8 protein-coding genes are annotated in these 10,782 nt (G+C 65.1%); 3 read left to right on the top strand and 5 right to left on the bottom strand.

Annotated features, from left to right (window positions below):
- Positions 1-84 precede the first annotated feature (84 nt).
- Both PG892_RS15160 and yjeH read left to right on the top strand, forming a co-directional pair.
- Positions 85-1,272: an HAAAP family serine/threonine permease gene (locus PG892_RS15160; protein WP_270825553.1), complete on the top strand. Its 1,188-nt coding sequence runs from the start codon at positions 85-87 to the stop codon at positions 1,270-1,272.
- A gap of 126 nt (positions 1,273-1,398) precedes the next feature.
- On the top strand, positions 1,399-2,679 hold the full coding sequence (yjeH, locus tag PG892_RS15155; RefSeq protein WP_124813403.1) for an L-methionine/branched-chain amino acid transporter: 1,281 nt from the start codon (positions 1,399-1,401) through the stop codon (positions 2,677-2,679).
- A 259-nt stretch (positions 2,680-2,938) separates the two neighbouring features.
- On the opposite strand, the gene PG892_RS15150 is transcribed toward yjeH, so the two are convergent.
- The 4 genes from PG892_RS15150 to PG892_RS15135 form a co-directional block, all read right to left on the bottom strand.
- On the bottom strand, positions 2,939-3,475 hold the full coding sequence (locus tag PG892_RS15150; protein WP_124813402.1) for a GNAT family N-acetyltransferase: 537 nt from the start codon (positions 3,473-3,475) through the stop codon (positions 2,939-2,941).
- 72 nt (positions 3,476-3,547) lie between these two features.
- Positions 3,548-5,275, bottom strand: a complete 1,728-nt coding sequence (locus PG892_RS15145) for an ABC-F family ATP-binding cassette domain-containing protein (RefSeq protein WP_124813401.1) — start codon at positions 5,273-5,275, stop codon at positions 3,548-3,550.
- A gap of 349 nt (positions 5,276-5,624) precedes the next feature.
- A complete protein-coding gene (locus PG892_RS15140; RefSeq protein ID WP_010673427.1) occupies positions 5,625-6,062 on the bottom strand; it encodes a PliI family lysozyme inhibitor of I-type lysozyme in 438 nt (145 codons plus the stop codon).
- Between the two features lie 112 nt (positions 6,063-6,174).
- Positions 6,175-8,205 carry a M13 family metallopeptidase gene (locus tag PG892_RS15135; RefSeq protein ID WP_270825551.1) on the bottom strand — a complete coding sequence of 677 codons (2,031 nt, stop codon included), beginning with the start codon at positions 8,203-8,205 and terminating at the stop codon, positions 6,175-6,177.
- A 129-nt stretch (positions 8,206-8,334) separates the two neighbouring features.
- Between PG892_RS15135 and tilS the strand changes: the two genes are divergently transcribed.
- Positions 8,335-9,681 (top strand): tRNA lysidine(34) synthetase TilS, encoded by a 1,347-nt coding sequence (tilS, locus tag PG892_RS15130; protein ID WP_270825550.1) that lies wholly within the window; start codon positions 8,335-8,337, stop codon positions 9,679-9,681.
- A gap of 30 nt (positions 9,682-9,711) precedes the next feature.
- Here tilS and PG892_RS15125 read toward each other — a convergent pair whose 3' ends face one another.
- Complete coding sequence (locus PG892_RS15125; protein WP_244812586.1) at positions 9,712-10,638, bottom strand: GGDEF domain-containing protein; 927 nt, start codon at positions 10,636-10,638, stop codon at positions 9,712-9,714.
- Positions 10,639-10,782 lie beyond the last annotated feature (144 nt).

The raw sequence follows: 10,782 nt of genomic DNA, 5'->3' as shown, positions 1-10,782 counted from the left end.
ATATCTGGAAACGGTACTCAATGCGGGTCTCAAAAAACTGGGTGAAATTTAACAAAATGTTCACGCTCTCACCCTGGTACCGCCATCGGCGCCGGTGTCCTCTTCCTGCCGATCAATGCCGGTGTCGGTGGCCTGTGGCCGCTGGTCGCCATGCTGATCCTGGCTCTGCCGCTGACCTTCTTCGCCCACCGTGGCCTGACCCGCTTCGTGCTGTCCGGCTCCACCCGTGACGGCGACATCACCGAGGTGGTGGAAGAGCACTTCGGCAAGACCGCAGGCAAGTTCATCACCCTGCTCTACTTCTTCGCCATCTACCCCATCCTGCTGATGTACTCCGTGGCCATCACCAACACCGTCGAGAGCCTGATGGTGCACCAGCTGGGCATGACGGCACCTCCCCGTGCCATCCTCTCCCTGGTGCTGATCCTGGGTCTGATGGCGATCGTTCGCCTGGGCGGCCAGGTCATCGTCAAGGCGATGAGCGTGCTGGTCTTCCCGTTCGTGATCACCCTGATGGGCCTGGCGCTCTACCTGATCCCGCACTGGAACGGTGCCATCATCACCGAAGCCCCGGCGCTGGGTGAGGCCTTCAACGGCGACTTCATCAAGACCCTGTGGCTGGCCATCCCGGTGATGGTGTTCTCCTTCAACCACTCCCCGATCATCTCCTCCTTCGCGGTGGACAACAAAGGCCGCTACGGCGCCAACGCCGAGAAGAAGTGCAGCAACATCCTGCTGGGCGCCCACGTCATGATGGTGATGACGGTGATGTTCTTCGTGTTCAGCTGCGTGCTGAGCCTCTCCCCGGCTGACCTGGCGGCGGCCAAGGAGCAGAACATCTCCATCCTCTCCTACCTGGCCAACCACTTCGACAACCCGGTGATCGCCACCGTGGCACCGCTCATCGCCATGGTTGCCATCAGCAAGTCCTTCCTGGGTCACTACCTGGGTGCGCAAGAGGGCATGAACGGCCTGATGGCCAAGTCCCTGCGCGAGAAGGGCAAGAACGTCGACGTCAAGCAGCTGAACAAGGTGACCGCGGTCTTCATGATCCTGACCACCTGGGCCGTGGCCACCATCAACCCGAGCATCCTCGGCATGATTGAAGATCTGGGCGGCCCCATCATCGCCATGCTGCTCTTCCTGATGCCGATGTACGCCATCGCCAAGGTACCGGCCATGCGCAAATATGCCGGCAACCTCAGCAACGGCTTCGTCACCCTCATCGGCCTCATCGCCATGTCCGGCATCATCTACAAGCTGATTGCCTGATGACAGCGTTCATCCCTGTGAGAAAGCCGCCCCCCCGGGGCGGTTTTTTTATGGGCACAAATGCTTAACAAAGCGGTGGTGGCGGCCTAACATGGCGGGATGTTTTTCTAGACGGGACAACAGGATATGTCTGGGTTGAAAAAGGATCTCGGGCTCTGGCAGGGGATGGGGCTGCTCGCCACCTCCCTGCTCGGTACCGGGATCTTCGTGGTACCGGCCACCGCCGCCTCGCTGGCGGGAGGGGCGTCGCTGTGGGCCTGGCTGCTGCTGATTGCCCTGGTGCTGCCCATCGCCTTTACCTTCGCCCGCCTTGGGCGGCGTTATCCCCACGCGGGTGGCGCCCCCCATCTGATTGGCCTCGCCTTTGGCAACGGCGCCGAGCGCTTCTCCGCTTTCCTCTTTCTGGCGGTGCTGCCGGTGGGCCTGCCTGCCGCCCTCACCATCGCCGCCGGTTTCTGGCACGCCCTGTTCGACATGGGGGAGTGGACCCTCTGGGGCATCCAGCTGCTCACCCTGCTCGGGGTCTTTCTGCTGGGGCTGCGGGGAGCGCGCTCCTCCGGCAACCTGCAACTGCTGATCGCCCTGGCCATTCTCGGGCTCACCCTGCTTATCTGGGTCAAGGGGGATCTCAGCTGGCGCGATGCCGCCCAGCCTCTGCCAACGGCGAGCGAATGGCCCGCCATGGGCTCGGCGCTGGCGGTGATGTTCTGGTGTTTCGTGGGGCTCGAGGCCTTCGCTCACATGGGGGAGGAGTTCAAGCGGCCAGAGCGGGACTACCCCCTTGCCCTGCTGGGGGGCGTGCTGCTGGCGGGGCTCATCTACTGGGTTCACTCGCTGGTGGTGCTCAAATATGACCTCTACGGGGACGAGGCGACCAATGCCACCGCCATTCCGGCCCTGCTCTCCCTGCTGTTCGGCCCCACCGCCAAGTGGCTGGTGGCGGTGCTGGGCTATCTCTCCTGCTTCGCCAGCATCAACATCTACCTGCAAGGTTTTGCGCGCCTTATCTGGAGCATGGCGCGGGAGGGCAAACTGCCGGTCTCCCTCTCTCGCCTCTCGGCCCGGGGCGCTCCCCTGCATGCCCTTGCCTGGGTGCTCGCCATCTGTTTCGTCTCCATCACCCTGATCCTCTGGCTGCGTCTGCCCCTCGATGCGCTGATCCGCTACGCCAACGGCAACTTCGTGCTGGTCTATCTGCTCTGCATGGCGGCCGGCTGGCGCTTGTTGTCGGGGACCGGCAAGGGGCTGGCGGGCCTCAGCGTGCTGCTCTGTGCCCTGGTGCTGCTGGCCCTCGCCACCCAGGTGCTCTATGCCGTCGTGCTGAGCCTGGGGTATGGCGTCTTCTCCCTGTGGCGGCGCAGACGCCGCCGCTCGGCGTCCGATGAGGGTGTCTGCGCCATCAAGTAACTCCCGAAAAAAGCCCCGCAGTGCGGCAATGCTGTTCACTTAAGAGAATTTGAGTTCCAGTCCACGTAGTATCAGGACAAAAAAGCGAGGGAGGCATGATGCCTCCCTCTTTCTATTGCAAGCCCCGCTGGATAAAGGCTGGAGGAAGATCGACTGGACACAGCCTTGCCCCCTCAACTCAAATCCAATTTATGAATAATCAGTCAAAAAAGTGCTTATCTGAACAGCATTGCCGCAGTGCGGGGCTTGTTGTTGCTGGTCACAGGCTGGCGGGCAGGTCGCTGCGCAAGATGGCGTAGTGGCGCAGGGAGATGAAGCCATCCCCCTTGCGCTCGCACTCCCGCGCCGTGCCCTCGTAGTGAAAACCGGCCCTCTCCAGCAGGCGGGCGGAGGGGAGGTTGGGCTCCTCCACCACTGCCATAAGCCGGTGCAGGTCGGTGGTGCGGTAAGTGAGCGGTAGCCAGAGTTGCAGCGCCGCGCTCATCACCCCCTTGCCCCAGTGTTCGGGATAGAGCCAGTAGCCCAGCTCGGCACACCGGTGAGTCGGGTCGGCATCGTTGTAGCCGATGGCCCCCAGCGGTTCGCCCGAGAGTCGGTCGCGAATGAGGTGCCAGGCGCCACGGCCGGTGCGGGTCAGCTCGGCATACCAATCCATCTGTGCCCGGCATGCCGCCAGGCTGTCGTAGCTGACGCCGTAGTAGGCGACGACCCGGGGATCGGAGAGGCCGCGATAGATGTGAGGCAGGTCGGTGTCGGTGACGGGATCCAGCCTGATGTGGGGTGGTGCTGATGTCATGATGACTCCTTGCGGCCAGCCGTGGCTGGCCGCGTGTGTTGCGTAACAAGAGATGGATGATCCGGGCTGGCGTCAGGCAAACCCGAGCCGCTCGGCCAGGCGCGCCAGCTCGTCACGCCACTGCTGCTGCAGGCGCGGGGTCTGGTGCCTGGGCTTGCGGGCCAGATCGGCGGCGAGCAGGGCATCGAGCTCATACCAGCGCGCCAGTAGCGCCTCTTCGTCATCCCCCGTGGCGGCCGCGGTCTGCGGGTCACCTGATCGAGCCGGGCTGCCCGCCTGCGGCAAGGGGGCATCGCCCAGCAGCTCGGCATAGGCCCGCTCGGCGCTGTGAGCCTCCTGGATGCGCCCGTCCTGTATCAGCCAGAAGCGGTTGCAACTGCGCTCGATCAGCTCCCGGTCGTGGGAGACCAGCAGCACGCCCCCGGGGAAGGCCGCAATGGCATCGGCCAGCTCCTCCTTGCCCGCCAGATCCAGGTGATTGGTGGGTTCGTCGAGCCAGAGCATGTGGTGGCTGCCGAGGGACAGGGCGAGAAACAGCAGCCGTGCCCGCTCGCCCCCGCTCAGGGTGTGCACCTGCTGGCCGTGGCGGACATAGGGGAAGCCCGCCCGGATCAGCGCCTGTCGCCGCGTCACCTCAGGCAGAGGGGCCAGGGGGTACAGCGCGTCGCTCAGGGTGGCGTCGTCAGCCAGCTGCTGCAGGGACTGATCGTAATAGGCGATGCTCGCGCCGGGGTGGCAGTACCAGCCCGCCTGCAGGCTCTGCGCGGCCAGTTCGCGCCAGCACTGGCGCAGCAGGGAGGACTTGCCGGTGCCGTTGGCACCGAGCAGGGCGACCCTGTCTCCCGCCCGCAGCCAGAGCCCCTCGGCACGCAGCAGTGGCGGCAGTGCCGGTGCCGGCGATACGTCGAGGGCCTCCAGCCGCAGCAGGGTGTCGGCGGGCAGGCTCACTCCGCGCAGCTCGAGCCGCCAGGGGGCCAGCGCCGCCACCTGGCTCTGCTCCTCCTGCTGGCGGGCGATGCGTTTTTCCATGGACTTGGCCTGGCGCACCAGCTTCTCGTTGTCATGCTCCCGCCCCCAGATGGCGAGGCGTTTGCTGCTGGCGCTCAGGCGGTCTATCTCCTTTTGCTCATCTGCCCGGCGCAGACGGGCCTGCTCATCCTCGGCGGCCAGCGCCGCCCGCGCCTGGCTGCAGGGCAGGGCGAAGCGGTGCAACTGGCCGTCTCGCAGGATCAGGGTCTGATCCGTGACGCTGTCCAGCAGGCGACCGTCGTGGGAAACCAGCACGAAGGCGCCGCGCCAGCCCAGCAGAAACTGCTCGAGCCAGAGCAAGGCGGGCAAGTCCAGGTGGTTGCTGGGCTCATCGAGCAGCAGCAGGTTGGGTTGGCGCAGCAGGGCGCGGCCTATCTGCAGCCGGCTGTGCTGGCCACCGCTCAGTGCACTGACCGGCAATGTGGCCTGGGCCTCCAGCTGCAGTTCGGCCAGCAGCTTGTCCACCTGCCATTCGGCGGCGGGGTCGTTGCCCAGTGCATCCAGCAGCACGGCGCGGGTGCTGAGGGTGGAAAGCCCGGCGGGCAGTTGCTGGGCCACGAACTCGCAGCGGCAGGCGGCGGCCTGCACGACCCGGCCGGCCTGGGGCGTGCGCTCGCCCGCCAGCAGCGCGAGCAATGTGCTCTTGCCGCAGCCGTTGGCGCCAATCAGGCCGAGTCGGTCGCCTGCGCGAATGCCGAGTTCGAGGTGATCAAATAAGGGAAGGTGCCCCGCACTCATCTGCAGGGAATGGGTACTCATCAGGGTTGTCATGCTCTTGCTCTCTTAAATCGCGGGATGGGAAATCCCTGTCATCAGGAGCGCTGGCGACAACGGCAGAGTCGAGAAAGGTCTCGGTATGGAAGGGAGTCGGCTTTGCTCGAACCCGCTATCGCAGCGCGATGGTATGCAGGCAAGAGCACTTGAATGTGCCGAACAGGCGAGCCGAGAACATCGGACACGCTTGGATAACCATTTTTTACCTCCTTGTGTTTCGTTATGGCAGGGTGCGCGATTATAGGCACAGAAAAAAACAGGCGTCCATCCGCCCTGTGGGGGGCCGTGGGCACCGCATCGGGAGGCGCGGGGTAAAAAAACGCCCCGTGATACGGGGCGTGGGGGGTCAGTCGCGGGGAGTCTTGAGGGCCTCAATCACATCGTCACTGGGGGCCAGTCCCTCCACGTGGTTGAAGCTCTCCAGCCCCTCCTGGGGATTGATGGTGAGGGCGTCGGCGCTCAGGTAGCTGCCGCTGCCGGCGCTCTCCACCACGACGATGACTTCAGGCTGCTTGTCGCCGTTGAGATCCAGCAACTTGATCTCCTTGATGCTGCCATCGCGCGGCAGCACCTTGCCGTCGATGAACTGATCCAGCGGAAACTGCGGGTTGGCACCGGAGTAGAGGCGCACGTCGTAGCTGCCGGTGGAGGCGGGCTCGCCGCGCCCTTCGCTGACGGTCACCACCTGGCCGGAGGGGAGTGTCAGCTGTTTGAAGAAGCCGTCCGCCGCCTGGCTGGCGAGGGGCAGGGTGAGCAGGCCGAGAGTAAGGAATAAGGCTTTCATGAAGAGGACCCTTGTTGCTGCTTGTGTGTCTGTGACGGGCAGGGGACGCTTCCCTGCCACGTCGGAAGCGGGCAGGGGGCCGCTGGTCGGCCGCCCCCTGCCCGGGTTGTCATCACCATATCTTGACCCGTTTGGCCGGGTCCAGATAGAGCTTGTCGCCGGGCTGGATCTTGAACGCCTCGTAGAAGGCGGGGATGTTCGGTACCACGCCGTTGACCCGGTATTCCGGCGGCGAGTGGGGATCCGAGGCGAGCAGCATCTGCATCAGCTCGGGGCGATACATGCCCTTCCACACTTGGGCCCAGCCGAGGAAGAAGCGCTGCTCGCCGGTAAAACCGTCCAGCACCGGGGCCTCCTTGCCATCCAGGGAGAGCAGGTAGGCCTTGTGGGCGATGGTGAGGCCGCCGAGATCGCCGATGTTCTCCCCCAGGGTGAACTGGCCGTTGACGTACTGCCCCTTGATGGGCTCGAAGCGGTTGTACTGGGCCACCAGCCGGCTGGTGCGAAAGCGAAACTCCTTGAGATCCGCCGGCGTCCACCAGTCGCGCATCACGCCGTCACCGTCGGATTTGGCCCCCTGATCATCAAAACCGTGGCCCATCTCGTGGCCGATCACCCCGCCGATGGCGCCGTAGTTGACCGCATCGTCCGCCGTCATGTCGAAGAAGGGGGGCTGCAAAATGGCGGCCGGGAAGACGATCTCGTTGTTGCTCGGGTTGTAGTAGGCGTTCACCGTCTGGGGTGACATGTGCCACTCGTCCCGATCGACCGGCTTGCCGAGGCGCGCCAGGTTGTCGGCGTATTCGAAGGCGCGGGCCCGCTGCAGGTTGCCCACCAGATCGTCGGGGCGAATGGTGATGGCGCTGTAGTCCTTCCATTTGTCCGGGTAGCCGATCTTGGGTCTGAACTTGGCGAGCTTCTCGAGGGCCTGGGTCTTGGTGGCCGGGGACATCCAGTCCAGCTCCTGGATGCTCTGGCCGTAGGCGGTGCGCAGGTTCTCCACCAGCTGCTCCATGCGGGCCTTGGCCGCTGGCGGGAAGTAGCGCTCGACATAGAGCTTGCCCACCGCCTCCCCAAGATTGTTGTCCAGCACCCCAAGGGCCCGCTCCCAGGGGGCGCGCTGCTTGGGCGTGCCGCTAAGAGCGGTGCCGAAGAAGGCAAAATTCTGGGCATCGGTCTGGCTGTCGAGGTAGGGGGCGTAATCGGTGATGAGCTGCCACTTGAGGTAGGCCTGCCAGTCAGCGAGCGGAGTCTGCTGCATCACCTCGTTCAGGGCCGAGAGGTAGGTGGGCTGGCCGATGACCAGGCTCTGCTGCCCCGCAAGGCCGGCCTGGGCCAGGTAGGTGCCCCAGTCGATGGCGGGGGCGAGGCGCCCCAGCTCGCTCACCGGCCCCTTGTTGTAGTTCTTCTCTCTGTCTCGCAGGGCCACGTTGTCCCACTGGATCTGGGCGAGCCTGGTCTCGAGGGCCAGGATGCGTTTCGCCTTGGCCTGGGCATCCGTCTCACCGAAGCGGGCCAGCATGGCGGCGATGTGCTGCTCGTACTTGTGCAGCAGCGCCTGGCTGTTGGGGTCGCGCTTGAGGTAGTAGTCCCGATCCGGCAGGCCGAGGCCGGCCTGGTAGAGGTAGACGGCATAGCTGTCAGGGGTCTTGGCGTCGGCGTCAATCCAGAAACCGAAGGGGGAGCCGCCCCCGGTGCGGGCGCTCTGGGCGAAGGCGCGGGCGAGATCCTGCGGCGTGCTGATCTGCTCGATCTCGCTCAGCATCGGCAGCAGGGGCGTGGTGCCCTTGGCGTTGCGGGCGGCCTGATCCAGATAGCTCTGGTAGAGGTCGTGGATCTGCTGGGCCGGGGTGCCGGTGGCGGCTTTGCCATCCAGCCCCTCCACCAGCACTCGCACGTCCGCCAGGGATTTGTCCCGCAGCAGGTAGAAGGCGCCGTCGGCGGGCCTGTCATCGGGGATCTTGGCCGTGGCGAGCCAGTGGCCGTTCACGTAGCGGAAGAAGTCGTCACCAGGCTTGACGCTGGTGTCCATGTTCGCCAGCGCAAGGCCGGAGTGCTTGTCCGGTTGGTTCGGTGCCTGACTGCAACCGGCCAGCAGGGCCAGCCCGACGAGGGTGGCCAGGATGTGTTTCTTGTTGTTCATTATGGTTTTATTCCAATTCGGGTTATATGGCTTCCTTGCCCACGCAGGGAGCGATTCACTCTAGCAGCCGGGTTAGCGCTTGATAAGCCCGACTCTGCTAAGATCGGCCTGGTCGTATTGGGGAAGCCTATGATTTCTCGTATTTATTCTCGTTTTTGTCAGACCCTGCCCGCGCCGGAAGGTTCCCGCGGTCTGCTGGTGGCCTTCAGCGGCGGGCTCGACTCCACCGTCTTGCTGGTGCTGGCGGCCCGTTTTGCCCGTGCCCACGGCCTCGCCCTGAACGCCCTGCACGTTCATCACGGCCTGAGCCCACATGCCGACCACTGGGTGGCTCACTGCGAAGGGGTGTGCCAGCAACTGGCGGTGCCCCTCATCGTGGAGCGGGTGCAGCTCTGTCGGGGCAACGGGGAGAGCCTGGAGGCCCAGGCGCGGGCGGCGCGTTATGAGCGACTCGCCGCCCACCTGGGGGAAGGGGAGTGGCTGCTCACCGCTCACCATCAGGACGATCAGCTGGAGACCCTGCTGCTGGCGCTCAAGCGGGGGGCCGGTCTGCGCGGGCTGGCGGGCATGGTGGCGAGCCAGCCTTTTGCCGCAGGCCATCTGTTGCGCCCCTTGCTCGACATGAGCCGGGCCGAGCTGGCGCAAGCCGCGCAGTCACTTCCTTATGGCTGGGTTGAGGATGAGAGCAACGAGGACCCGAGCTATGACCGCAACTTCCTGCGCCAGCAGATCATCCCCCTGCTCAAGGACCGCTGGCCCGCCATGGCCCGGACGACGGCGCGCACCATGGCCTTGTGCGCCGAGCAGGAGGCGCTCATCGGCGAGCTGGCCGAGGCGGACTGGCAGGCGGTGGGGGAGGGAGAAGGGCTGCGCATTGACGGACTCCTCTCCCTCTCCCCCGTGCGGCGTAACAACCTGCTGCGCCACTGGATCCGCCGCCAGGGGGGGGAGATGCCCTCCCGCGAGCTGCTGGGCCTGCTGTGGCAGGAGGTGGCGCTGGCGCGCGATGACGCCAACCCCAGGCTGAGCTTGCAAGGGTTGGCGTGCCGCCGCTATCAGGGGCGCCTGTACCTGGTGGCGCCGGATCTCGCCCCCCGCGAGGAGGTGCTGCCCATCGGGATGGAAGAGACGCTCACCCTGCCGGACGGGCTCGGGCAGTTCAGGCTCTGGAGAACGGATGGCGAAGGGTTGCGGACACCGAGGGGGGACGAGCCGCTCTCGGTGCGTTTTCAGGTCGCCCCCGGCGTCATGCTGAAACCGGTGGGGCGGGTGGGCAGCCGGCGGCTCAAGAAGCTGCTGCAAGAGTACGGGGTGCCCTCCTGGCAGCGGGGGCGCATTCCCATCCTCTACTACGGTGAACAGGTGGCACTGGTGGCCGGGCTCTTTGTCTGCGACGGATTTCTGGCGCCAGAAGAGGGGGTGGCGTGGGAGTGGCGGCCCCCGTCCCCCAGGATACGAATTGACATCGCAGAGTGACAGGGGGCCGGGAGGCGAAAGGGTTATGCCCTATTCGGGCAGGCCGGAGCCCCCGGCTTTCTTGCGGGCGTAGAGATGGGTATCGGCCGTCTCGTAGAGGCGCTGCACATCCATGCCAGACTGCCAGCTGGCGGCTCCCAGGCTGCACCCCACAGAGAAGGTGCTGAGCTCCTTGTGGCTGTGGAGCACATGTTGCAACCGCAGCCAGACCGGGCGCCAGGCCTCGGGGTCCGCGGGCTGCAGCAGCAGGGCAAACTCGTCACCGCCGAGGCGAAACGCCTGATCCGTCCCGCGAATGCACCCCTGCAGCAACTGGGCGAAGCGGCTTAGCACCAGGTCGCCCACCGGGTGGCCCCAGGTGTCATTGACCTGCTTGAATCTGTCGAGATCCAGCAGCACCAACACCAGGCCGTGGGGTTCCCGGCTGTGTTGCTCCACCGCCCGGCCGATGGCCTCATCGAAGTAGGCGCGATTGCCAAGCCCGGTCAGGTGGTCGAGCCGCACCTGCTGTTCCAGCCGATCCAGCCGCAGATAGAGGGGCAGGGGGAGACTGAACAGCTGATGATATTGCTCAAGCAACCGCCTCTGGCCGTCGCTCAGGGGGTGCTCCAGCTCGTAGTGCAACTGGCCGAGCAACTGCTCGTGTCGTCCCCGCAGCTCGAAGCGATAGGCATGCAGGGTCAGCCTGGCCTGGGGCGGGTGCGAGATGAGAGGATGGGGCTGGCCACAGTCGAACTGGAGCGAGTGGATCCGGACAATGTTTGCCACCCGCTCGGCAAAGATTGCCAGCAGGGCGTCAAGATCCCGTTGCCCCAGCAACTGCTCTATCTGCTGATAGCGGTCCTGCCCGGTCAAGGGCGCAAGCCGCTCCATCTGCTGTACCCACTGCTCTATGCCATGTCCGAAGCCGTTCAATGACGATGTGTTTTCCACGTTACAGCCCTTACACCTCTCCATTCATTGCGCAGGCTCTTGCAAGCCCTGTGCCTAAAATATGTCCGATGAAAAACAAGGGGGCTGGCTAGGCTTAACGGGATGAAACGTGAGGGGAAATCCCTGCCGCTGAGCGAGTGCCGTGCCATATGGGGAGCGGGCGCTGTA

Origin of the sequence: Aeromonas sp. QDB68 (genome assembly GCF_027707405.1) — a bacterium.
Lineage (GTDB): Bacteria > Pseudomonadota > Gammaproteobacteria > Enterobacterales > Aeromonadaceae > Aeromonas > Aeromonas caviae.
This window is presented reverse-complemented; position numbering and strand designations above follow the sequence as displayed.